Origin of the sequence: Nannocystis pusilla (assembly GCF_020073745.1) — a bacterium.
Classification (GTDB): domain Bacteria; phylum Myxococcota_A; class Polyangia; order Nannocystales; family Nannocystaceae; genus Nannocystis; species Nannocystis radixulma.
This window is the reverse complement of the sequence record NZ_JAIRAU010000057.1, coordinates 91945-116064: the sequence shown is the minus strand read 5'-3', so window position 1 is coordinate 116064 and position 24120 is coordinate 91945. Positions and strand designations below refer to the sequence as shown.

The following is a 24120-nucleotide window of genomic DNA, read 5'->3' as shown; positions in this document are numbered from 1 at the left end:
AGGCGCCGACGCGTCATCACGAGCCCCCGAGCTCGGCGACGAGGAGCATGTTGGGCGCGCGCACCCAGGTCCGCGGGTCGGCGGCCTGATATGCCCCTTCGGTCAGGTCGACGACGTCGGTGGCCGCGACGGCGCAGCTGTCGAGATCGGCGAGGTCGAGGCCGGCCCACAGGACCTGCCCGCGACCGGCGGCGAACGGCGGGTTGCTGACCGGGCCGGCGCCGATCGCCAGGTGCGTGCGCGTGGCGTCGAGGGCGAGCGCGAACGGGGCGTTCTCTGCCGTCTCGATCGCGTCGAGGCCGTCGACCTGACCGCACACCGCCGGCGTGGCGCCGCCGCGCACGATGAGGATGCCCGGCACCGGCGTCTCGCTGGCGAGGAGCCACATCGCCGGCTTCCCGCCGCCGGCCGGACGCAGCAGCACGGGCTCACGGACGACGCGGACCGTCGCCAGCTCGGCCGGGAGTTCGCTGCCCGGGGCTCCGTTGACGCCGCAGTTGCCGTTGATGCTCCACAGCTTGGGCGGCTCGAGGATCTGCGACTGCACGGCGAGCAAGTTGCCGGCGCCGTCGGGGGCGACGAACTGGGTGCTGAGGTTGCCGCTCGAGAGCGGCGTGCTGCAGGCGCTCATGCCGGCGGCGGCGTCGACCGGGGCGAGGTCGGCGAAGCCGTCGGGCAGGGTGACGACGGCGACCGACTCGCTGCCGTCACAGGCGACGCCGACGCGCGAGAGGTCGTCGTCGAGGCCGACGAACTTCCAGCCGCCGTTGCACGGGTTGGTGTCGAGGTCGAGGCTGAAGGCGCCGATGGCCTCGGGACGCAGGTCGTTCGGGTCGACGACGAGGACCTCGCTCGGGTCGGGCCAGCTGGCGGCGCGGAGGTCGTTGGCGAACACGCCGACGAGGATCTTTCCGCCGGGGTGCTGCAGGAGGAAGATGGCCTCCTGGCGGCCGAACGGCAGCGCCTGCACGCCGCCGATGAACTTGTCGGTGTCGAAGTACCGGTCCTCGCTGAAGAGCTCGCCCTGGCCGAGGCCGGCGAAGGCGCTGCGCGGGAAGCCGACGAGCGAGCCGCGGTCGGTGTCGGGGTAGTGACCGATCGCCGCCCAGAGGTGGCCGTCATCGAGCAAGAGGCCGTAGGGCTCGTCGAGCCGGTTGCCCTCGGTCTGCTCGCCCGAGGGATCGGGCTTGAGGTCGGTGCCGATCCGCCCGCGCAGGTACGGGGCGGCGGTGACGTCGTAGATGTCGATGCGATCGTCGAGGGTCTGGCTGACGACCAGGACGGTGCAGGGCGGAGTGGCGCAGGCGAGGAGGCCGTCCTCGGGGCCGGCCGTCGTGTCGCCGCCGGTCGTGTCGTCGGTGTCGCTGCCGGACGTCGGCTCCGTCGGGTTGTCCTCGAGACAACCGTTCGACGACACGAGGCTCATCGAGCAGAGCGCGAGGCCGAGACCTCGAACACGGAGCGCGCGGGACGATGCCATTGCCCGACACGCTAGCACAGGGCGAGCGCGAGGGTTCAGCCGTCGCGGCGACCCAGCGCGACCTTCATCAGCAGCAGCGCCTCGCGGGCGGCGTTGCCGACCAGCTGGCTCTCTTCGGGCTCGCCGGTGACGGCGACGAGGCCGCCGCGACCCATCGTGAAGTTGGAGTCGAGGACGCGGCCGCGGAGCTGGTTGAGGAAGGCGTCCTGGGTCAGGCCGATGTTGCCGCGGTAGTCGTAGACCCTGATCCGATTGATCTTGCCCTCTGCGTTGACACCGATCCCGACTTCAAGGGTCAAGATGCCGCCGTCGAGGATCTTCGGCTTGGTCCGCGGGTCGATGAAGATGGCGACACCGAGGAAGTTGCCCTGCGCGTCCGAGGCGATGAAGAACTCGGGCAGCTTGTCCTCGGGGTAGAGCTCGAACCCGAGCTCGGCCTCGAGCATCTTCACCTCGGCGTCGGAGTACTGGTAGCGCTTGATCCGCCAGCCGTTCGGGTCGGCGTCCGGAAACAACTTCATCAGGTTCCGGTGCGTGATCTCCCAGCTGCCCCACTTCGCCAGGTGGGCCCGGGACTCCTGAGGCGCGAGCGCGAGGCAAAAGAGCAGTCCCAGACAGACCTTGGCGGCGAGGCGAGTAAGGCGGGTCATGAGCGGTCCTGCGGGCCTTCAAGGCGAAGCATCCCCGCGCCAGGGCCGGGACGTCAAGGCACCTGAAAAGCTTCAGCGAGCCGAACCGCCGCGCCACCGGCCCTGTGCGGGCTCGCACGGGCGCACCCGGCGCTAGAAGTCGGCGACGGCCTGGAGGCTGAAGGCGTCGTTGAACACGCGGTTGCTGCGCCCGCCCTCCTCGAGCACGAACATGTATTCGCCCTTGAGGTTGAAGCGCGGCAGCACCGGGAAACGCAGGCCGACGACGTGCGCCTGCAACGCCTCGTCGTAGAGGTAGCGATCAGCGAAATCGGACAGGACGTTGCCGTTCTGGGTGCGCCGCGGGACGTTGCGATCGGGGTCGGCGAAGTCGAAGCGGTACTGGACGATGAGGCCGGGGAGCCTCGTCTTCTTGCGCCGCCACAGCGGCTGGGCGACCTGGGCGTAGCCGCCGAGCATGTGGCGATCGGCGAGGGCCTGGTCGCCGAACATCATCTGGGTCTTGCCGACCTTGTCGACGCCGTACACGAACTCGGCGCGCAGGTGCGGCAAGGGGAAGCGGCTGGCGACGACCTCGTCGAGGTTGAGGTCGAAGTGCGCACCGACGCGCCAGGTCGGCGCCTGCACGGTGTCGGGATAGCCCTTGCCCATGTACTGCGGCGACGGGAACTGACTCTGCGGGTGCGTGCCCCAGATGTACGAGCCGCCGAAGTTGAGCGCGGGCACCGGACGGATCTGCAGGCGAGCGAGCAGCGACTTGTTGCCGTTGTTGTCGGGCGTGATGCCGAGGACGAAGCCGTCGCCGCGCGGGACCTCGACCTCGCGCAGCTGTCGCTCGCACGGCGGGACCGTCTGGCCGACCGGTTGATAGCGATAGAGCGCGTCCATGGTGCGGGTCTGCGTGCACGCGTCGCCGTTGACGACGCCGAGGTCGATCTCGAGCGGGCGGATCGGGCGGGCGCCGCCGAAGGTCGGCTTCCACTTGATCGTGAGGCCCATGTCGATCCACGAGCCGGGATAGACGCGACCGATGCTCATCGCCAGCGGGCGCGTGACCCACCAGCGCACGGGCGCGTCGTGCTCCTCGTCCTCGAGGCCGAACGGGACGATGAAGACGCCGCCGGAGATTTTAAAACCCTCGGCGAACCACCGCGGGCCCTTCTTGGCCCACGCGAAGGGGTTGACCTCGAGCGCGGCGGCCTCCATCAAGACGATGGGCATGTAGTTCGGCGTGACGTCGGGCGCGACGGGGCTGGCGCGGGGGATCGAGATGAACTCGAAGGCGATCCGGGCGTAGACGACGTCGCTGTAGATCGGGGCGCCGACGTAGAGGTTGGCCGCGCCACCGCCGAAGTACGGCAAGGTCTTGAGCTGGGGGAAGGTGCCGGTCTCGGGGTCGCGCGCGCTGAGGTCGGTGCGCTGGGCTACGGTGAAGTTGAGGCCGAGGTAGCCCCGGACCTGAATGCCGCCGCTGCCGCCCGGGCCGGTGTCGTCGAGCTTGCCGGGGTCGAAGAAGCCGACGCCGCCGCCGCTGACCGGCTTGCGGTCCTTGGGACCGAAGATGCCCGAAAGGCCAGATGGCTTGGCCGCCGGGGCGCGCGAGGGGAGCTCCTCGATCTGCGGCATCGGCGGGGCCTCGCTCGGACCGTCGCTCGCGGGCGGTGGCGTGGTGCCGCCGGAGGCGACGTCGCTGCCGAAGAAGCTGCCGCTGCTCGCCGCGGGCTTGCTCGGGCTCTCACTCGCGGGCGGCGGCGCGGTGCCGGAGGCGACGTCGCTGCCGAAGAAGCTGCCGCTGCTCGTCGACTGCTCGGCGGCGCCGCTGTCGGCGGTGTCGCTGGCGAGCGGGATGTCCTGCGGGAGGCGTGCGCTCGAGGCCGTCTCCGGAGGCGCCGGCGCGAGCCAGAGGAGCCAGAGGAGCGAGGCGGGCACGGGCATGAGGCGGGCCGGACTCTACCGCAAGGTCCGCGCTTGTGGTACGTTGGCGCGATGCACGGGCGTCTTCTGCTCCTGTTCGTCGGGGCTGTGGCTTGCAGCAGCGAGGCCGGCAAGGCGGCGGCACCGGCGGGACCGACCTCGATCGTCGAGCCCTACGTGACGATCCAGGAGACGCTGGCGGGCGACCGCCTCGACCGCCTGTCCGAGCTGTCCGCCCAGGTGGTGGTGGCGGCCGAACCGCTGCAGAAGGAGTCCGGAATCGCCGAGGTCGTGGCCGGCGCCGGACGCGTGGCAGCGCAAGACATCGACACCGCCCGCGCAGGGTTCGAGAAGATGAGCATGGGCCTGATCTCGTACCTCAAGGCCCACGGCGACCTGCGCGCCGGCTACGAGGTGGTCTTCTGCCCGATGGCCTTCAACAACAAGGGCGCGTACTGGGTGCAGAAGACGGGCGAGATCGTCAACCCGTACCACGGGATGATGATGCTCCACTGCGGCGACAAGGTCGCGTGGGACAAGGCGCCGGGCTGAGGCGCCGAGCTCCTCGAACAGGGCGAGCGCAGGCCGACATGTTTCGAGGGACATGCCCTCCCGGACATGTCCCTCGGGTTCAGCGTCTCGGCGCGCTCAGATGTCGAGGTTGCGCGCGTTGAGAGCGTTCTGAGTGATGAACTCGCGGCGCGGCTCGACGTTGTCGCCCATGAGCACGGCGAACACGTTGTCGGCCTCGAGGTTGTTGCCGACGGTGACCTTGAGGAGGGCGCGGCGGCTCTTGTCCATCGTCGTCTCCCACAGCTGCTCGGGGTTCATCTCGCCGAGGCCCTTGTAGCGCTGGATCTGCAGGCCGCTGCGGCCGAGCTCGCCGATGTGGTGGACGATGTCGAGCAGACGCTTGGGGCTGGCGACGACCTCGCCCTTGCGGCGGAGGGCCAGCTCGCCGGTGCCGTAGTCGACCAGCTGGCGGCGGATCTTGAGCATCTCGGTGAGCTGGTAGCTGCCGAGCAGCTCGACGTTGACGAGCTCGTCGTGGCGCACGCCGTCGACGAGGATCTGGACGCGGAGGTGCTTGCGCGCCGGGTCGCTCGGGTCGGCCTCGACGAAGGTCTCGATCGTCGGCTTGTTGGCGATCCGCGGCTTGACCTCGGCCTCGAGCGCGGTACCGAGGGCCTTCACCGCGGCCTCGTCGGTGAAGCCGGCGACGAGGTTGGGGTCGGCCTCGAGCTTCTCGACCAGGAACTCGACGACCTGCGACCGGTGCTCGCGCGCGAGCGACTCGACGAGCTGCTTGTAGCGCGCGCCCTGGCGGGCGATCGCGGCGAACACCTCGGGCGAGACGGCGTGGCCGCCGATGACGAGCTCGAGGTCGCCGACGGCGTTGTTGATGATGAACTCGTCGAGCGCGGCCTCGTTCTTCAGGTAGGTCTCGACCTTGCCGGCCTTGACCTTGTAGAGCGGCGGCTGGGCGATGTAGAGGTGCTCGCGCTCGATGATCTCGGGGAAGTGGCGGTAGAAGAACGTCAGCAGCAGCGTGCGGATGTGCGAGCCGTCGACGTCGGCGTCGGTCATGATGACGATGGTGTGGTACCGCAGCTTGTTGATGTCGTAGCTGTCGGGGCCGATGCCGGTGCCGAGCGCCGTGATCAGCGTGATGATCTCCTGACTGGAGAGCATCTTGTCGACGCGGGCCTTCTCGACGTTGAGGATCTTGCCGCGCAGCGGCAGGATCGCCTGGGTCCGGCGATCGCGGCCCTGCTTGGCCGAGCCGCCGGCGCTGTCGCCCTCGACGATGAAAATTTCGGCGTGCTCGGGGGCCTTCTCCTGGCAGTCGGCGAGCTTGCCGGGGAGCGACAGGCCGTCGAGGATGCCCTTGCGGGTGATGGTCTCGCGGGCCTTGCGGGCGGCCGCGCGGGCGCGAGCGGCGAGGATCGCCCGCTCGACCACGAGCTTGGCCGAGCGCGGGTTCTCCTCGAGGTACTTGCCGAGCTCCTCGGTGACGACGGTCGACACCAGGCTGGTGACCTCGCCGGAGACCAGCTTGTCCTTGATCTGCGAGCTGAACTTCGGGTCAGGGTGGCGGATCGAGACGATGGCGACGAGGCCCTCGCGCACCTCCTCGCCGGCGAGGTTGGTCTTGTGGGCCTTGAGCGCGCCGGTGCTGTCGGCGTAGCTGTTGACGACCTTCGTCAGCGCGGTGCGGAAGCCGGTGAGGTGCGTGCCGCCGTCGCGGTTGGCGATGTTGTTGGTGAAGCAGAGGATCGTCTCCTGGTAGGCGTCGGTCCACTGCATCGCCACCTGGACGCCGAGGGTCTTCTGCTCGCCCTCGTACTCGAACTCGATGTCGCGGCTGAAGGCGATGAGGTCGCCGACGCCGTCCTTGTGCTGCGCCAGCAGCTTGACGAAGCTCGGGATGCCGCCCTCGCCGTCGAACACCTTCTCGCGGCCGCTCCGGAGGTCGCGCAGGTGCATCCGCACGCCCTGGTTGAGGAAGCTGAGCTCGCGGAAGCGGTTGGCCAGGACCTCGTAGTCGATCTCGGTGGTGCTGAAGATCAGCGGGTCGGGGTGGAAGTGGACCCGCGTGCCGCGACGCTCGGTGGGACCCGCCGCCTCGACGTCGGTGACCGCGTCGCCGCGCTCGAAGCGGACGTTGTGGACCGTGCCCTCGCGCCAGATCTCGAGCTTCAGCCAGTCGGACAGGGCGTTGACGACCGAGACGCCGACGCCGTGGAGGCCGCCCGAGACCTTGTAGTTGTTGTTGTTGAACTTGCCGCCAGCGTGCAGCACCGTGAGGATCACGATCGCGGCGTCCATCACCTTGCCGCCGACCTCCATCGGGCCGACGGGGATCCCACGCCCGTCGTCGTCGACGGAGATGGAGTTGTCGGGGTGGATGGTGACCTCGATGTTGCGGCACCAACCGGCGAGCGCCTCGTCGATCGAGTTGTCGACGACCTCGAAGACCATCTTGTGGAGGCCGGAGCCGTCGCTGGTGTCGCCGATGTACATGCCGGGCCGCTTGCGCACGGCCTCGAGTCCCTCGAGCACGGAGATCGAGTCGGCGTTGTAATCGGCGGGAGCTTGCGTCTTGTCGACTTCTGACATGGGAATTCCGAGGGCGCGGGCGACGGCCCTGCGGCTGAAAACAGCGCCCGGATCCTACCACCCGAAGGTCGCGCGTGCCACGCCCAAACGGGCGTTTTTCCCGGTTTTAGGCCGGTTACGGGCCGCTGTCGCCGCCGAGTTTGATGTGACCCTTGTCGACTTCGATGTAACGGCAATCGCCGCCCGCCGGCAAGCCGATGAAGTGCGGGGCAGTGGTCGTGAGAACACACTGGCCAGCCTCGCGCAGGAGGGCCTCGAACAGCTGCGCAGAACGCTGCGGGTCGAGTTCGCTCGAGACGTCGTCGAGCAGCAGGACGGGCGCCTCACCGGCCCGCGCGCGGGCGTCCTGCAGCTCGGCGATCTTGAAGGCGAGGATGAGCGCGCGCGCCTGACCCTGCGAGGCGAAGGCGCCCGCGTCCTGGCCGTCGAGCCGCACGTCGAAGTCGTCGCGGTGCGGGCCGACGGTGGTGGTGCCGCGCACGAGGTCGTGTCGCCGCGCGCCGCGCAAGGCGTCGGCGAGGCAGGTCTGCGGATCGGCGGGCGCAGCCCCGGGCTCGCCGGCGAGCTTGCTGACGTACTCGAGAGCGACGCCGAGGTGCCGGCCGTGGATCTGCGCGAAGGCCTCGGCGAAGGCGCCGCGGAGGTCGGCCAGCAGACGCTCGCGCCTGACCCAGATCCGCGCCCCCGCGGCGGCCAGACCGGCGTCGTAGGCGTCGAGCAGGCCGTCCTGCTGGCTGCGCGAGATGCCGGCGTCCTCACCGCGGAGGACGCGGTTGCGCGAGCGCAGGAGCTTGTCGTAGTCGGCGATGTCGGCGATGTGTGCGCGATCGCGCGCGAATAGCGCCCGGTCCAGAAACTGCCGCCTGCCGGTCGGTGACCCGCGCAACACGCCGAGGTCCTCAGGGGTGAAGAGGATGGCGCGCAGGCGGCCGTAGAAGTCGGGGCCGGAGCGGACGGTCTTGCCGTCGGCGACGGCGAGGCGGCGGGTCTGACGAGCATTGCGCGTCAGGTGGACGGCGAGGCGGGTGCCGAGGCCGAGCTGACGGTCGTGGCCGGTGACCTCGACGCGCGCCTCGGAGGCGCCGTGGCGCACGAGAGGGCCGAGGTCGGCCGAGCGGAACGACCGCAGGGTGGCGATCAGGTACAGCGCCTCGAGGACGTTGGTCTTGCCGACGCCGTTGGGGCCGTACAGCACGGTGAAGCGCGCGCCGAAGTCGAGGTCGCCGGCTTCGAAGTTGCGGAACTCGCGGAGACTGAGGTGTTGCAGCAGCACGCGAGTGAGCGGTGATGCGGAGCCTGTCCGAGAGGTCAGATCCGCATCGGCATGACGACGCCGAGGAGGTCGACGTCGCCGACCGGCCGGACGACGCAGGGGTCGAGCTCGCCCTGGAAGTCGAGGTGGACCTGCTTGGCGTCGATGGCCTCGAGCACCTCGATGAGGTAGCGGGCGTTGAAGCCGGCGACCAGCGGCTCGCCCTCGTAGTCGATCTCGAGCTCCTGGTGGGCGACGCCGAGGTCGGGGTTGTCCGCGGTGAGGTGGAGCGTGCCCTTGTCGAGCTGGACGCGCACGGTGGCGGTCTTCTCGGGGGCCATGACCTCGGCGCGCTTGAGGGCGTCGACGAGTTCGTCACGGGCCGCGGTGACGCGCCGCTTGTGGTCGGCCGGGATGACCTTCTCGTAGGGCGGGAAGACGACGTTGTTGAGCTTGACCGAGAGGGTGAGCTCCGCCGCCTGGACGAAGATGTGCTGGCTGTCGACGGCGAGCCCGACCTCGCCCTGGACGCGGTCGAGCACGCGCTTGATCTCCAGCATGCCCTTGCGCGGGATGATGATGCCGCGCTCGAGCCGGGGCCCCGCCAGCGGGAGGCTGTACTTGGTGAGCCGGTGGCCGTCGGTCGACACCATGGTGCCGGTGGCGCCGTCGCACTCGAACAGGACGCCGTTGAGGTTGACCCGCGCCTCGTCGGTCGAGACGCTGAACTGCGTCCGCTGGATCAGGTCCGAGAAGGCGTGACCTGGGATGGTGATGAACTTCTGACCCTTGGGGTCGGGGAGCTCGGGGAAGTCGGTGTGGACCTGCCCCATGAGCTTGAAGCTGCTGCGCGCGACCGACAGCTCGGCCCAGTGGTTCTCGGCCGACTTCACCCGGATCGGCTTGTTCGGCAAGGTGCGCACGACGTTGTGGAGCGAACGAACGCCGAGAGTGAGCGCGCCCGGGCTCTTCACCTCGACAGGGATGGTCTCGGTGATCGAGATCATCATGTCGGTCGCGCTGCAGACGAGGCGGTTGTCCTTGGTGGTGCGCAGCAGGACGTTCGCCAAGATCGGCATGTTGTTGCTGCGCTTGTCGGCGACGGTCTGCGCCAGCGCGAGAGCGGAGAGGAACCTGGCTTGATCGATCTCGAATTCCATCGAGGCCTCGGGAGGATGTGTGCAGGAGATTTATTAAGGGTTTAAAGAGAATTTTTAAAGCTCGTCCTCGTGATCGTCGCTGTGAGTCGGGGGGAGCGGCGGCGATCGGTCCGAAAAGATTGGCAGATCGGAGAAGTCGAGGGGGGTGAAAGAGCGGGGAACAAAGCGAGAGTTACCCCCGGGGCAGCGGTGAGGCAAGGGTCCCCAGGTTGTTCGCAGCGTGTTCCACAGGTCGCTGTGGAGGACGTGGCCGGAGCCGAGAAAGCACGAAAAGCCGGGCCGCGGGGGGCGGCTCGGCTGAGGCGGAGACGAGAGTGAGTGGGCGGGCGCGGGCGCCGATCGAGACGACGCGGCGGGCCGTCGGCGATCGAGTGCGACGGCAGGTGAGCGAAGCGCCGGCGTCGCCGCGCCGACGGTGAGCGTCGGAGGCGGCGACCTCGGCGTGAACGGAGCCGTGCGAGGGCTGGGGAGACGGAGCGGCCTCGGCGGAGCAGGGGCCGGGCGGTCGCGGGGCGCGGGCTCAGGACGGGAGCGAGGCGGCGTGCGTGGGCTCGTGGGCGAGGAGCTGACGCAGGGCGGCGACGGTCTCGCGCAGCTCGCTGTCCTCGCTCTGGATGCTCTCGATGCGCTTGCAGGCGTTGATGACGGTCGAGTGGTCCTTGCCGCCGAAGCGCAGCCCGATCTCGGGGAAGCTGGCGCCGGTGAGCTGACGGCTGAGGTACATCGCGATCATGCGGGGGCGGGAGATGCCCTGGTGCCGACGCGGGCCCTTGAGGTCGGCGATCCGCACGGAGAAGTGGCTGGCGACGACCTTCTGGACGCTCTCGATGCTGATGGGCGCCGCCTGCGCGGGGGCGCTCGAGACGCCGAGCGCCTCGGACACGAACTCGCGGGTCAGGGGCTGGTTCTTGAGCGAGGCGAAGGTGGAGACGCGGACGAGGGAGCCCTCGAGCTCACGGACGTTGGAGCGGACGTGGGTGGCGAGGTGGAGGGCGACGTCGTCGGGGAGGTCGATGCGATCGATGTCGGCCTTCTGCTTGAGGATGGCGACGCGGGTCTCGAGGTCGGGGGCCTTGATGTCGGCGACGAGGCCCCAGTTGAGGCGGGAGATCAGGCGGTCTTCCATGCCCTGCATGTCGCCGGGCATGCGGTCGGCGGTGACGACGATCTGCTTCTCGGCCTCGTAGAGGGCGTTGAACACGTGGAAGAACTCGTCCATCGTGCGGTCGCGGCCGGCGATGAATTGGATGTCGTCGATGAGGAGGACATCGCAGTCCTGGCGGTAGCGGGCCCGGAACTGGTCGAACTGGTTGAAGCGGACGGCCGAGATGAACTCGTTCATGAACCGCTCGGCGCTCTGGTAGACGATGCGCAGGTGCGGGCGGGCGACGTGGATGTGGTGCCCGATCGCGTGCAGCAGGTGGGTCTTGCCGAGGCCGACCCCGCCGTAGATGAAGAAGGGGTTGAATCGGGCGCCGGGTTCCTGCGCGACCGACCAGGCGGCCGAGGCGGCGAGCTCGTTGGAGCTGCCCTTGATGAAGTTGGAGAAGCGGTAGCGGCTCGACAGGCCGATCGGTGGCAGGGCGGGCAGCGGGGGGAGCGGCGGCGCAGGCTCAGGGGTGGTCTGGGACTCCGCGGGAGCGGGGGCAGCGTTGGGAGAGGCCTCGGCAGCGGCAGAGATTTGAATCTCGATGTGGAAATCCTGCGCCGTGCGCGCGCGCAGCTCGTCGAGGACGACATCGCGGTAGTGGTTCTCGAACCACTCCTTCATGAACCGGTTGGGAGCCGTGAGAAGAAGGCGCTGGCCTTGGACCTGGCGCAATTCGAGCGGCCGGATCCAGAGGTCGTAGGTCTGTGCGCCGAGTCTCGGCTGCAGTCCTTGAATCGCCTCGCTCCAGATATTGCTCATGAAGCCTCCGTCCACAGGTTCCGAAGCCCTGTGGATTGCGTGAATTGCCCAATAGTCTCGGATAGATCGCCGAATCGGCTCGGCGTCTCTCCACATCTGTGAATTTCGAGGCCGCCGGGGAGGCGGGGCTAAAATTCAGGGCCCGGAGGGCCGTGAGGACAAAATGCGGCCTGCCGGGCCGGAGTCGACTAGGGCTAACTGTCCGGTCTGGGGGTGACCGTGGAGCAACTGTCCGGTCTTGCTGTCCGGTCGCTCCGGTCGCTGAGGTTCTGTCGCGTCGCGCGCCGAAGGGGGCCGTGACGCGGGAGGGCTCTTTTACTCGGGTGCCTGGACGGGGGGCAAGGGAGGAACGGCCGGAAAGTGTAAGTGGCGATAATTGTTTGGGAAAGGGGGCGCTCAGCGCGCGGGATCTGCGCGGTATCGATCTGCCGCGGGAGCCAGGTCGACCCTGGCACCTGCGCTGGGCCGAGCGTAATCCCGTGCTGTGGGGGAGGGTGGTAAAGCGGCTCTCCAGGCAAGCGACTTTGCGTGGGTCCGGGCGCGGAAGTTGGCTTGGCGAGCCGACGCGAGGGTCGCACTGAAAGTCAGGTCTCGCGGTGGAGGCCGGTCGCGGAGCCGGCGCGGGCGCTCGTGGGGACTGAACAGATGAGGCGGGGGCCGATGTTCTGCGCCACTTTGGTGATGTGAACTACTGTGGAGACCGAGAGCCGTGACGCGAATGCGAGGCCGCGCGAGTCGAGAGGGAGACGAGAGAGGGGAATGAGAGGGATCGCAGGGCCGCGGACGGGCCGCCGGGCGGGCTTGCGTTTGACAGGAGGGAGGTCCGCTGGTATCGATCCGGCCCCTTGTTCACAGGCGCTCGTCCGGGGCAATTCCCGCCTCCGCGACGACGCAGCCGCCGAGTCACCCAGGGAACATCCCGATGAAGCGCACCTATCAGCCCCACAACGTCAGCCGCGCCCGCACGCACGGCTTCCGTGCCCGCATGTCCACCCGCGGCGGTCGTCAGGTCATCGCAGCTCGTCGCCGTCGCGGCCGCAAGCGCCTCGCGGTCCAGCTCGGCGGCAAGTAGTCGCGCTGGCTCCGGACTGTCGGCGGATGAAGCCAGAAGGGTTCCCTGCGATCTTCCGGTTGCGGAAGCGCAGGGAGTTCTTGCGGGTCCAGAACGGCGGGCAGAAGCACCACACGCGGCACTTCCTCGTGTTCGTGGCGCCGCCCGCCGGCCAGGTGCAGCCGGCCAGCCACACGAGTGATGAAGAGCTCGCTGCGATGGTTCGCCTCGGCATCACGGTCACGCGAAAGGTCGGCCCGGCCGTCGTGCGAAATCGCATAAAGCGCCTCGTACGCGAGGCTTTCCGGCGTAAACGCAGCCTGTTCGCATCCGCGTGCGATATGGTGTGGGTCGCCAAACAGAGCGCGTCGACCGTGCGCTATGCTGAAGTCGTGGCGGCGATGGACGCCATGTCTCGACGAATCTCTCCACGGCCCACCGGGCCTGGAACACTGCCAGGGTCGTCTGCGTGCTAGGGCGCATCATCATCGCGTTGATTCGCGGGTACCAGGTGGCGATTTCGCCGCTGCTCGGGCCATGCTGCCGATTCACGCCGAGTTGCTCGCGCTACGCCTGCGCGTGCATCGCCAACCACGGAGTGCTGCGCGGCGGTTGGTTGACCGCGCGGCGGCTGCTCCGCTGTCACCCATGGCACCCCGGCGGGGTCGATCTTCCGCCGCCGGCACTACCACCCGAAAGCTGCTGAGCCGTGGATTTACAGCGTCGTACCCTGTTGGCGATCGTCTCGTGTGTCCTGATCTGGCTGGTCTACGAGCGTTTCTTCGCGCCGCCGCTCCCTGAGCCGAACACCCAGGAGCTGCAGGCGGACAGCGCCAAGAAAGAAGCCGACGCGAAGGCGGCCGAGGAGAAGGCCGAGGAGCGCAAGGCCGCGGCCGCGGTGCCCAAGGTCCCCGTCGCCGAACACCGGCTGAAGACCGACCTGCTGGCGCTCGACGTCACCAACCACCGCGGGCTCGTGCGCGGCACGGAGCTGCTCAGCAAGCACTTCATCAACCCCGACGGCCGGGGCGAAGACTTCCTGCGGCTCGACGGCAACCGCAGCCTGGTGATCGGGTTCGACGGCTCGGAGACCGACTTCAAGTTCCCGCGCGACCCGGCGTGGGAGCCGACCGGCAAGAGCGACACCGACTGGAGCGTCGCGTTCAAGAACGCCGACGTCGAGGTCAAGGGCGCGCTCGCCGTGACGACCGGCTACGAAGGCACGCTGACGATCGGCGTCGCCAACGTCTCGAGCGAGACGCAGCAGCACCGACTGACGCTGCTCAGCGCGTTCGGCATCGGCGCCGAGAACAGCTACGACGTCCATCGCGGCGTGTGCGCGACGACGGACGACTGGGAGGCCTTCACCCCCAGCGACGTGAAGGACAGCTCGAGCGAGGTCCGCGGCCGGATCCGCTGGAGCGGGCTCGACAGCAAGTACTTCGCGTCCGCGGTCGTGCCGACCCCGGAGGTCGCGGTGCAGTCGTGCCGCGTCGGTCAGACGAGCGACGGCAAGGCGCTGACGACCACCCTGACGGTCGAACCGGTGACCCTCGCCGCCGGCGAGTCGCATCAGTACGTGTTCGGCGTCTACTTCGGCACGAAGGAGCTCGAGCGGCTCGAGAACTTCCAGGCGGTGCCCGGCGCCCACCTCGAGGACATGATCGACTGGGGCTGGTTCGGCGGCCTCAATCGCTTCCTCGGCGAGTGGATGATCTACCTGCTGCGCGCCTTCTACAACCTCACCGGCGTGTGGGGCGTGGCGATCATCCTGCTGACGATCGTGGTCAAGGTGCTGACCTTGCCGCTGACGTTCAAGCAGATGCGCTCGATGAAGAAGATGCGCGAGATCCAGCCGGAGCTGGAGGAGATCAAGAAGAAGTACGGCGACGACCGCGTCCGCCAGGCGCAGGAGATGCAGGCGCTGTTCCAGCGCGCCGGCGTGAGCCCGCTGGCGGGCTGCCTGCCGATGCTCATCCAGCTGCCGATCTGGATCGCGCTCTACGCGACCCTCAACACGGCCGTCGAGCTGTATCGCGTGCCGTTCCTGTGGCTGCCCGACCTGACCCAGCAGGACCCGTACTACATCCTGCCGCTGGCGATGGGCGCCCTCATGTACATCCAGATGAAGGCCACCCCGTCGGGCGTGGACAACGAGCAGGCGCGGATGATGGCGTGGATGATGCCCATCATCTTCACCGTCATGATGCTCTTCCTCCCGTCCGGCCTCGGGGTTTATATCTTCGCCAACGTGTTGCTGTCGCTGATCCAGACCCTCATCCAGGTCCGACCGACGCAGACCGCGGCCGTGAAGAAGTCCTAGGAGCGACCCCCAGCATGCACGAAGCCAACGCCAACGACGCGCAACTCAGCGCCGACGAACGCTACGCCAAAGCCGTCCCCGTCGTCCGCTCCTTCCTCGAGTCGGTGCTCGGGCTCCTCGGCGTCGAGGTCGAGGTCGACATCGACGTCGAAGAAGACGGACTCCACTGCGACCTCAACACGTCGGAAGAGGACGGCGGCCTGCTCATCGGCCGCCACGGCGCGACCCTCGACGCGCTGCAATACCTCACCCTCCGCGTGCTCCAAGCCGAAGGCTTCGAGCGCATGCGGATCACCCTCGACGTCGGCGGCTACCGCATGCGCCGCGAGAAGAGCCTCCGCGAGCTCGCTCAAGGCATCGGTCAGAAGGTGCTCAGCACCGGCAAGCCGTATCACTTCGACCCGATGAGCGCGATGGAACGCCGCGTCGTCCACCTCGCCCTCGTCGACGTCAACGGCCTCCGCACCGAGTCCGAGGGCGAGGGCCGCTTCCGCCACGTGGTCGTGTTCCCCGCCCGCGACGGCGACCCGCCGCGCCGCGGCGGCAACGACTTCGACGACGCGCGTGCGTGACCTCGAAGCGCCCCCCGGCCGACCCTGACTCGACGATCGTCGGTGTCGCCACCGGAACCCCCGACGGCGGCGTGGCGATCGTTCGCCTCAGCGGACCGGAGGCGCGCTCGCTCGTCGAGCCGCTGATCGGCACGCTGCCCGCGCCGCGACTGCTCGCGCGCCGGCGCGTGCTCGATTCGAGCGACGGCTCGCCCGATGACGCCCTCGTGGTGTGGATGCCGGGCCCGCGTTCGTTCACCGGCGAGGACGTGGTCGAACTCCACGTCCACGCCGGCGCTCGCAACGTCGGACGGATCGTCGCGGCGCTGCAGGAGCGCGGCGCGCGAGCGGCAGGACCCGGCGAGTTCACGCGGCGAGCGTTCGAACACGGGCGACTCAGCCTCGAGCAGGCGGAGGGGATCGCGGCGTTGATCGCCGCGCGCACGTCGGCGGCGATCGATCAGGCACGACGTCTCGTCGCCGGCGAGCTCGGTCGCGAGGTCGAGGCGCTGCGGAGCGCGGTGGGAGATCTGCGCGCGGAGATCGAGGCCAACCTGGATTTTCCCGAGGACGTCACGGATGGCGACGTGAGTCGCTGGCGCGAGGAGCTGCTGCGGCACGAGGCGACCGCGCGCGCCTGGCTGGGCAGCTTCGCCGCAGGACAGCGCGCACGCGAGCGGGCCCGGGTGGTGATCGCAGGACCCCCCAACGCCGGCAAGAGCGCGCTGTTCAACGCGCTGCTCGGCCGCTCGCGCGCGATCGTGTCGCCGACGCCGGGGACGACGCGCGACTACGTCGAGGCGGAGCTGGAGCTCGATGGGCTCGAGGTGGTGCTGGTCGACACGGCGGGCCTGCGACAGGCGACGTCGGACTCGATCGAGCACGAGGGGATCGGTCGCAGCCGCGAACAGATCGCCGGCGCCGAGCTGGTGGTGTGGCTCGAGCCGGCCGACACGGCGACGGCGGATGCGCCGCCGTCGTCCGGGCTGCGCGTGGAGAGCAAGCGCGATCTCGGCCGTCGTCGTCCGGACTGGCTCGGCGTGAGCGCGCAGACCGGTGAGGGGCTGGCGGCGCTGCGGTCGGAGATCGCGGGGCTGGTGCGGGGCGACGAGACCGCGCCGTGGATCGGCCTGGCTCGACATCGCGATCGCGCTTCCGATGCGGCGGCCGCGATGGCCTCGGCGAGCTCGCTGCTCGCGACCGCGGCACCGCTCGAGCTGGTGGCGTTCGAGCTAGGCGTGGCCGAGCGCCAGCTCGCCGAGATCACCGGGCGCGATGCGCTGGGGCCGATCGGCGAGGACGTGCTCGCGCGAATCTTCAGTCAGTTTTGTATCGGCAAGTGACGCGAGAGGCCTTCGCGACTGACGTCGCGTGGGTGTGAGACTCGGCGGTCCAGATCTCGCGCGAGGATGTCACAAGGTACATGTCGTTTAGGGCATGTCGTAAGGGGCAGGGAATTGTGGCTCAACGGGAGCTCGAGGTCGGTGCGGTGTCACGGAGCTCGAGGTCGAATTGCCGGAGCAGCTGGCGAAGGTCGGCGACGAGCCCGTGGATCTGCGTCTCGTCGTGATCGGAGGTCACGGTGACCCGCAGGCGTGCGGAGCCGGCGGGGACCGTGGGGGGACGGATCGCCTGGACGTGCCAGCCGCGATCGAGCAAGGCGCGGCTGACGGCGACCGCGAGCTGATTGGCGCCGACGAGGATCGGGAAGATCGGCGAGACGGGCGGCGGACGCTCGAGCTCGGCGGCGAGCAAGCGCGCGTTCGACCACATGCGCGCGCGTCGCTCGTCACCGTCGCGGCCGGCGAGGAGCTCCGCGGCGAGACGCGCCTGCTCGGCGAGCATCGGCGCGTTGCCGGTGCTGAAGACGAAGCTGCGCGCGCGGGTGCGGATCCACGTGCAGACCTCGCGGCTGCCCGCAGCAAAGGCGCCGGCGAGGCCGAACGACTTGCCGAGGCCGCCCATCAGCAGGCTGGGGGTGATGCCGTGAGCGCGAGCGAAGCCGGCACCACCAGGGAAGAGGCCGAGGCTGTGGGCCTCGTCGAGGTAGAGCATGCCGCCGCGGGCGGTGAACTGGCGCAGCAAGTCGGGATCGGCGGCGTCGCCATCCATCGAGAAGATCGACTCGGTGACCCACCAGGTCGGACCGGCGTCGCCAGTCGGCGCGCTTCGATGCGGGAGGATCGTCGGACGCGAACGGGCGAGACGCAGGCCGTCGATGAGGCTGGCGTGGTTGAGTGCGTCGCTGAAGACGGCGTCACCCGGCTCGATCAAGGCGGGCAGGACGCCGAGGTTGAGCTGAAAGCCGCTGGGAAACAGTACGGCGTCGTCGCTACCGACCAGAGCGGCGAGCGCTCGCTCGGCAGCGCGATGGGCCGGGAGATCGCCGGCGACGAGGCGCGAAGCAGTGGCGCCGGCTGCGTCCGGGGCGTGGTCGCGGGCGGAGATGGCTGTCGGACGCAGGTGCGGATGGTTGGCGAAGCCGAGGTAGTCGTTGCTGCAGAAGCCGGTGACCCACTTGCCGTCGAGCTCGTAACGAACGCCGTCGCGTCGGCCGATCCGCGGCAGCTCGCGGGCGAGGCCCTCGTCGCGCAGGGCGGCGAGCTGATGGCGGAGGCGCTGGTTGAGCAGCTCGGACATGCTTGACAGAATCGAGGGCTCTTCTTACTCCGCGAGCGTGCAGGGGAGCAACGCTGATGTTGAACAGCGCCTCGCGGCGGCCGCGACGCGCTTCGGGTTCGAGCTGGAGCCGCGGTCCGTGGACCGGTTGCGGCAGCTGCTCGAGCTGTGGAGCCGGTTCGGTCGCGCGTTCAACCTGAGCGGGGCGACCGATGAGACAGGGCTCCTCGAACATGTCCTCGAGGGCTTGCAAGTCGTCGGCCTGGCGCATCGTATCGGCTGGCGCGCGGGACAGATCTGGCTCGACGTGGGTTCGGGGGCGGGCTTCCCGGGGCTGGTGGTCGCGGCCTGTCTCGAGGTGCAGGTGACCCTGGTGGAGCCGCGAGAGCGGCGGGCGTCGTTCCTCGACCTGGCGCTGAATCAGGTCGGGCGTCGCGACTGTCGGGTGATCCGCGGGCACATCGAAGGGAAGTCGTGGCGGCCGATCCGCACCGGCGAGACGCTCGTGGCGGGGGGCTTCGACTGGTCGAGCGCGCGGGCCGTGTTCGCGCCGGACGCCTGGGTCGAGGTGGGTAGGCAATGGGTCCGGAAGGGCGGGATCGTCGTCGCGCACGTGCGGGCGGAGACGGAGCAGTTCGAGGGCGAAGTGGCGCGAGTGGATGGCGAGCGGTGGTCCATTCGCGGGGTGCGAGGCTGAGTGTTCCACGTGGAACGGTCCGGCGTGGGGCGGCGAGACTCGAGGGCTTCGATCGCCCGTGGGGCAGGGGCGCAGGTGGCCCCTCGCTCTCTATCCACTGCGAGCTCGGCAGCCAGGCGGGCAGGCCCCCAACGCCACTGTCGGCGCAACAGGGGAGTTCCACGTATGTCCATGAGCTCGTCGCCGATAGCTCGCGGTGAGTCGAGCGCCTAGCCTCGTCCGCCGGAGGCTTGCGTGTCGGAGCAGTTGACCAGGCTGATAGAGGAGAGACCGCACGGCTGGGCCCCGGAGGGTCGGGCGAGAGGGGACTTGTTGCTTGAGATTTTGAAGGGCTGACTTCGGTTGGTCTGGGTGCGACCGTGAGGCGGGGTGAGGGCCGCCGCTTGAGGCGAGAGGCGGCGGTCCGGCTGGCTTGGCTCAGCACGCGCGGGCGGATGCGGCTGCTGAGGTGGCGATCTCGGGAGATGCTTGGTGGGCCACGTGGAACACCAAGCGGCGAGCTCCTTGGCTGACGGGGGAGCTGCGGGCCGGAACGGCGAGGCCGGAGGTAGCCGCCAAGTGTTCCACCTGGAACGCTCGGCTTCCCGTGAACTCGTGGGGCGGAGTAGGGAGCAGCGGGACTTGAGAGATTGCGGCAGGCTCAGGATGGGCGGGGCCCGAAGGGGGCAGCCGCCGCCGGGCCGGGGTAGCCGGCAAGTGTTCCACGTGGAACGCTCAGATTTTCGTGAGATCCCGTCGGACCGGGAGGGCAGCCGGACGCTGGAGGGATAGCGGCAGGCCCAGGAGTGGCGACGACGCACGAGAGGAGCCGCCGCCACTGGGCCCGAACGCCCGGTCGGAGTAGCTGCGGAGCGTTCCACGTGAAACGCTCGGCTTTCCCGTGAACTTCGCGCGGCGGGAGGACAGCGCGGCCCGGGAGGGGCAGGTAGGTCCCGGGCGGGCAGCGGGGGCCCTTGGAGGGATTGCGGCGGGCTCAGGAGGGGCAGCGGGGTCGAGGAGGGGCAGGTGGGGCCCGGGCGGGGTAGCGAGGGCCCTTGGAGGGGCCGGCGCTGCGGGCCGAGATAGCGAGGCCGGAGATAGCTGCCAACTGTTCTACGTGGGACTCTCAACCTCCCGCGAACTTGCGCGCCGGACCCGGGGCAGCACCCTCTGCAGCGATTGCGTCTCGGGAGGGGCCGCCGCGGCGGGACGGAGGTCGCGGCCAAGTGTTCCACGTGGAACGCTCGGCTTCCCTGAACTCGCGCGGCGGATTCGGGAGGGCAGCCACCACCGGCCGCAACCGGGAGGAAGCTGCCAAGTGCTCCACGTGGAACGCTCGGCTCTCGGTGGCTCGGGCGACGGACCGGGGGCCTGGAGGATGCGTGTCCCAGGAGCGGCAGCGGGGCCCCGAGGGCAGCCGCGCGAGCGGAGGAGCCAGGCGGAGGGCCAGCCAAGTGTTCCACGTGGAACGTTGACCCTCCGTGACCCGCGCGGCGGACCCGGCAGGCCGCGGCCTGAGCTATGGTGGCACTCTCAGGAGAGGCGCGGCACCGGAGGGGAGCGGGGGCCCGGATGGCAGCGGTGCCGCGATGTACACGGCGCGCTCGTCCAACGATCACCGGTCTGCCCAGACCAGCTAGCTGGCCGAGGTTGAGGTACCCCCCCGGAGGGTGCCTCGATGGTCTGGGCCGCGCCGGAGTCCCGGTTGCCAGGCTCAGGGGTCGAGTGTTCCACGTGGAACATCGGCCGCGGCTGTGGCGCAACCCTCCAGGTGCTCGACCAGCTCAGGGAACGCCTCCCGGGCCAGCCATCCGGCGGCGTGGAGCACCCGGGTTCCGGAGTCGACGAGGCCGCGGCGGCACCAGATCCATCCGAGCGTGTCGAGGTAGCTGGCGTTGAGGCTGTCGGACTGGAGTGCGCCGAGCGAGAGGGCCTCGGCCCGCTCCAGCTCCACCCCGTCGAGGGCGAGCTGATAAGCGACGGCGTTGCGGAAGCTGGTGTTCTCGGGATCGCGCTCGAGTCCCCTATTAAAGAGGATGAGGGCGTCGGCGGGGTGGTCGTCCGCGAGCATGCGGAAGCCGAGGATGGCGTAGTAGTTGGTGCGATGGGTCGGTTGCGCGCCGAGCCATGCGAGGCCGCCGAGGAAGAGGGCGAGGGCGAGCGAGAGGGCGAGCCTCAGCGGACGCGTGCGAGCGACCCACGCGGCACCGAGCAGCAGGCCGGCCGCGAGGCCGCCGAGATGACCGGCCTGCGCGATGCCAGGAATCGCCAGGCCGAGGGCGAGGCAGATGACGATGAGGATCCCGAGGCTGGTCGGGGAGATCGGCTCGAGGATCTCCTGAATTTTTGCGGTACCCCAGCGCCGCGCGAGCCAGAGCGCGCCGGCCTGGCCGAGGATCCCGCCGGACGCGCCGAGCACGATCGGCGACTCGCACCAGGCCAGCGAGGCGAGCGCGCCTCCGATGCTGGCCAGCGTGAACAGCGCGAGCGCCCGAAGATGACCCCACGCCTGCTCGACCCACTCGCCGACCGAGAGCAGGGCGATGCTGTTGAGCACCAAATGGAGCAAGCTGCCGTGCAGCAGGCCGGTGGTCACGACGCGCCACCACTCGCCGTCGAGCCAGATCCGCGAGAGCTCGAGGGCGCCGAGCCGGCGGAAGACATCGGTGCTCTCCTCGAGGCTGAGGCTCCAAACGCTGCGGAGAGCGGTGTCCAGCGGGTCGGGGGCGTGGGCGAGGGTGACGACGAAGGTGATCGCGTAGAGAACGATGCACACGCCGAGCAAGCCGGCGGTGACGGGGACGCGACGCAGGCGAACGCTCAGCGGCTCCGGCGGCGGCGGGAGAGCGGCGGGCGGGGGCTTCGCGCGCGTGGATCGGGGGTCTCGTGGCGACGTGTCCTCTGCGACATGTGACGGCACCCCGACCACCGCGGACAAGCTAGCAGAGAAACGCGGCGCGCGGGAACGACGTGGGCGCACTAACGTCCATGGCCTTTGGGACATGTTGCTCCGGCAGCGCGCGGCGCGGCCGCTTGCCGCCCGGTTCGCCGGGTTGCTATCGTTTGGGGCCGTCGTGGGGAAGTCGGGAGAAGCGGATCCGTCGTCGAGGCGGGGAGCCGGGGGCTCTCGCGCAGGTGAAGGCACATGGCCCGGCAGAACCTGCTGATCGTCGACGCGGACGCGCGCACGCGGCGGGTGCTCGAGGTCAGCCTCCGCAAGGCGGGCTACAGCATCACGGCCGCCGAGAACATGCAGCAGGCGCTGCAATTCCTCGATCTGACCGACCCGGAGCTCATCGTGTCGGATACGCGGCTACCCGACGGCAGCGGCTTCGAGTTCTGCCGGATCGTCAAGAGCCACGCGAAGTGGGGCCAGATCCCGTTCATCTTCCTCACCAGCGCGACCGAGCTGGAAGACAAGGTGCACGGGCTCGAGCTCGGCGTCGACGACTACCTGACGCGGCCGATCTACGTGAAAGAGATCATGGTCCGCGTGAAGATGCTGCTGCAACGAAAGCAGCAGGAGCGGATCGGCAAGAAGGACGCGCGCACCAAGTTCAGCGGACAGCTCGCCGACATGGCGATCGTCGACTTGATGCAGACGATCGAGATCTCGCGCAAGAGCGGGACGATCGAGTTCGAGACGGACCTCGGGCCGGCGACGGTGTGGTTCCGCGACGGGCGACTCATCGACGCGCAGATGGGGCGCCTGCAGGCCGAGGCGGCGGTGTTCCGGCTGCTGGGACTCAGCGACGGTCGCTTCGAGGTCGAGTTCAAGCCGATCAGCCGGGTGCCGACGATCGAGGAGTCGACGCAGAGCCTGCTGATGGAGGGGATGCGGCGCGTCGACGAGTGGGGCCGCCTGCTCGAGGGGCTGCCGCCGCTCGACCACGTGCTGATCGTCGACACGACGATGGCGATGAAGTCGGAGGAGGAGATGACGCCGAAGCAGGTGGCGATCCTCCGTCGCTTCCACCAGCGCCGCACGATCATCCAGGCGGTCGACGACTCGGGCCTCGACGACCTGGAGGCGCTCGAGCTCGTCAGCGAGCTGTATTTCAAGGGGCTGCTGCTCGAGCCGCTCGAGTCGCCGCTGGAGCGGTCGCAGGAGACCCCGGTCGAGGGGAATCTGGAGCTGTGGGACCTGCACAGGGCCACGTCGATGGCGATCCAGGTCCCCCCGTCGCTGGCGACCCCGCCCAAGATGGCGAGCGACCTGCCGCCGCTGCCGACGTACCCGCAGCCGTTCCCGGGGGCCTCCGGCGCCGAACACGAAGACGTGCTGGTCGGAGGGATTCCCGACGAGGCGCACGGCCCGCACGACGCGGTCGAGGAGCACGGGCCGGGGCCTCATCCCGACCGCGTGACCGATCGCCTGGGCCCGTTCACGATCGCGTCGCCGATGGGTGCGCCGAGCGCGGAGGCCGTGGGCGAGCTGGTGATGCCGCGCGACGTGCCGATGCCGCGGGCGCGGCCGTCGTCGTCGGTGATCGTCCGCAAGCGCGAGCAGAGCGGGGCGATGCCGGTGGTGAACAACAGCTTCGAGCCGTCGCACAGCGGGGGCTCGTTGCTGTCGGACAGCGACGCGGACATGGGGCGCCTCAGCGATCTGGTGGCGCAGACGCTGGCGCTGCACTCGGGGGTGCGACCGGCGCCGGCGCCGTCGCCTTCGCAATTGTCGGCGGCGGACTTTGCGATCGCGAGCGAGGAGAGGCCGCGGCCGCGCGCGCTGTGGCCGTGGGGGCTGCTGGCGGTCGGCACGGCCGCGGTGGTGGCGCTGCTGTGGCGCGGGCCGAGTGCGGCGGATGTCCCGAGGGACAGGTCGATCGCGGGGGCGACGCCAGCCGCGAAGCCGAGTGCGGCGGTCGCCGCGGTGGAGCCGCCGAAGGCCGAGGGGGCGCCGGAGGTGGCGAAGGGCCCGCTCAAAGTGGCGAAGGCCGAGCCGCCGAGGCAGGAGCCGGTGAAGACGGAGCCGGTCGCGCCGACGCCGCCGCCGGAGACGTCGCCGCCGGTCGGCGAGACGACGATCACGCCGGAGCAGCAGCAGAAGCTCGAGCTGGCCGAGAAGCACTACAAGAACGGCAAGGCGAAGGAGGCCGAGGCGACGCTGGTCGAGCTGGTGACAGAGGCGCCGCGGTTCGCCAAGGCGCAGGCGCTGCTGGCCAACGCGCGCCTCGATCAGGGCAAGTTCGCGGAGGCCCTGCCGGCGGCCCGGGCCGCGGCCGAGGCCGATCCGTCGCTGGCCGACGCGCAGCTGGCCCTCGGGGTGGTGGCGCAGGAGCTCGGCGAGGTCGCGACCGCGGTCGCCGCGTACGAGCGCTACCTTGAACTCGACCCGAAGGCGCGCTACGCCACCACGGTCCGCGCGCAGTTGCGCTCGCTCCAGCGCAAGCTCCCCGCGCCGTGACCCCGTGC

18 protein-coding genes are annotated in these 24120 nt (G+C 69.6%); 9 read left to right on the top strand and 9 right to left on the bottom strand.

Features of this window, described 5'->3' with window-relative positions:
* Window positions 1–16: 16 nt before the first annotated feature.
* The 3 genes from K7C98_RS40125 to K7C98_RS40115 form a co-directional block, all read right to left on the bottom strand.
* The gene (locus K7C98_RS40125) at window positions 17–1480 is read right to left on the bottom strand and encodes a hypothetical protein (RefSeq protein WP_224197226.1); all 1464 of its coding nucleotides are present in this window, start codon (window positions 1478–1480) and stop codon (window positions 17–19) included.
* 35 nt (window positions 1481–1515) lie between these two features.
* A complete protein-coding gene (locus K7C98_RS40120; RefSeq protein WP_224197225.1) occupies window positions 1516–2130 on the bottom strand; it encodes a hypothetical protein in 615 nt (204 codons plus the stop codon).
* 132 nt (window positions 2131–2262) lie between these two features.
* Window positions 2263–4065 (bottom strand): hypothetical protein, encoded by a 1803-nt coding sequence (locus K7C98_RS40115; RefSeq protein WP_224197224.1) that lies wholly within the window; start codon window positions 4063–4065, stop codon window positions 2263–2265.
* 51 nt (window positions 4066–4116) lie between these two features.
* Here K7C98_RS40115 and K7C98_RS40110 point away from each other — a divergent pair, with 51 nt between their 5' ends.
* Window positions 4117–4596, top strand: coding sequence for a hypothetical protein (locus K7C98_RS40110; RefSeq protein ID WP_224197223.1), 480 nt, complete (start codon window positions 4117–4119; stop codon window positions 4594–4596).
* Between the two features lie 96 nt (window positions 4597–4692).
* Here the strand turns inward: K7C98_RS40110 and gyrB are convergent, their stop codons facing one another.
* The 4 genes from gyrB to dnaA all read right to left on the bottom strand — a co-directional run bounded on the left by gyrB (window position 4693) and on the right by dnaA (window position 11485).
* Window positions 4693–7164, bottom strand: coding sequence for a DNA topoisomerase (ATP-hydrolyzing) subunit B (gene gyrB, locus K7C98_RS40105; protein ID WP_224197222.1), 2472 nt, complete (start codon window positions 7162–7164; stop codon window positions 4693–4695).
* A gap of 115 nt (window positions 7165–7279) precedes the next feature.
* The gene (recF, locus tag K7C98_RS40100) at window positions 7280–8437 is read right to left on the bottom strand and encodes a DNA replication/repair protein RecF (RefSeq protein ID WP_224197221.1); all 1158 of its coding nucleotides are present in this window, start codon (window positions 8435–8437) and stop codon (window positions 7280–7282) included.
* A 35-nt stretch (window positions 8438–8472) separates the two neighbouring features.
* On the bottom strand, window positions 8473–9576 hold the full coding sequence (dnaN, locus tag K7C98_RS40095; protein WP_224197220.1) for a DNA polymerase III subunit beta: 1104 nt from the start codon (window positions 9574–9576) through the stop codon (window positions 8473–8475).
* Between the two features lie 520 nt (window positions 9577–10096).
* A complete protein-coding gene (gene dnaA / locus K7C98_RS40090; protein WP_224197219.1) occupies window positions 10097–11485 on the bottom strand; it encodes a chromosomal replication initiator protein DnaA in 1389 nt (462 codons plus the stop codon).
* Between the two features lie 922 nt (window positions 11486–12407).
* On the opposite strand from dnaA, the gene rpmH reads away from it, so the two are divergent.
* Genes rpmH through K7C98_RS40060 form a run of 6 tightly spaced genes read left to right on the top strand, consistent with a single transcriptional unit; the run spans window position 12408 to window position 16753 of the window.
* The gene (gene rpmH, locus K7C98_RS40085) at window positions 12408–12557 is read left to right on the top strand and encodes a 50S ribosomal protein L34 (protein WP_224197218.1); all 150 of its coding nucleotides are present in this window, start codon (window positions 12408–12410) and stop codon (window positions 12555–12557) included.
* A gap of 26 nt (window positions 12558–12583) precedes the next feature.
* Complete coding sequence (gene rnpA, locus K7C98_RS40080; protein WP_224197217.1) at window positions 12584–13012, top strand: ribonuclease P protein component; 429 nt, start codon at window positions 12584–12586, stop codon at window positions 13010–13012.
* Window positions 13006–13242, top strand: a complete 237-nt coding sequence (gene yidD / locus K7C98_RS40075) for a membrane protein insertion efficiency factor YidD (RefSeq protein WP_224197216.1) — start codon at window positions 13006–13008, stop codon at window positions 13240–13242. The genes rnpA and yidD overlap by 7 nt, the downstream gene beginning before the upstream one ends.
* Before the next feature lie 3 nt (window positions 13243–13245).
* Window positions 13246–14859, top strand: coding sequence for a membrane protein insertase YidC (gene yidC / locus K7C98_RS40070; RefSeq protein ID WP_224197215.1), 1614 nt, complete (start codon window positions 13246–13248; stop codon window positions 14857–14859).
* 14 nt (window positions 14860–14873) lie between these two features.
* Window positions 14874–15431, top strand: coding sequence for a protein jag (locus K7C98_RS40065; RefSeq protein ID WP_224197214.1), 558 nt, complete (start codon window positions 14874–14876; stop codon window positions 15429–15431).
* Window positions 15428–16753, top strand: coding sequence for a tRNA modification GTPase (locus K7C98_RS40060; RefSeq protein WP_224197213.1), 1326 nt, complete (start codon window positions 15428–15430; stop codon window positions 16751–16753). The genes K7C98_RS40065 and K7C98_RS40060 overlap by 4 nt, the downstream gene beginning before the upstream one ends.
* Before the next feature lie 121 nt (window positions 16754–16874).
* Here the strand turns inward: K7C98_RS40060 and K7C98_RS40055 are convergent, their stop codons facing one another.
* Window positions 16875–18050 carry an aminotransferase class I/II-fold pyridoxal phosphate-dependent enzyme gene (locus tag K7C98_RS40055; protein WP_224197212.1) on the bottom strand — a complete coding sequence of 392 codons (1176 nt, stop codon included), beginning with the start codon at window positions 18048–18050 and terminating at the stop codon, window positions 16875–16877.
* Here K7C98_RS40055 and K7C98_RS40050 point away from each other — a divergent pair.
* The gene (locus K7C98_RS40050) at window positions 18034–18726 is read left to right on the top strand and encodes a 16S rRNA (guanine(527)-N(7))-methyltransferase RsmG (protein WP_224197211.1); all 693 of its coding nucleotides are present in this window, start codon (window positions 18034–18036) and stop codon (window positions 18724–18726) included. The two genes, K7C98_RS40055 and K7C98_RS40050, sit on opposite strands and share 17 nt — an antisense overlap.
* A 1693-nt stretch (window positions 18727–20419) precedes the next feature.
* On the opposite strand, the gene K7C98_RS40045 is transcribed toward K7C98_RS40050, so the two are convergent.
* A complete protein-coding gene (locus K7C98_RS40045; RefSeq protein ID WP_224197210.1) occupies window positions 20420–21481 on the bottom strand; it encodes a rhomboid family intramembrane serine protease in 1062 nt (353 codons plus the stop codon).
* 369 nt (window positions 21482–21850) lie between these two features.
* Here K7C98_RS40045 and K7C98_RS40040 point away from each other — a divergent pair, with 369 nt between their 5' ends.
* Entirely contained in the window at window positions 21851–24112 is a 2262-nt protein-coding gene (locus K7C98_RS40040) for a DUF4388 domain-containing protein (protein ID WP_224197209.1), read from the top strand.
* The last annotated feature ends 8 nt before the right edge of the window (window positions 24113–24120 follow it).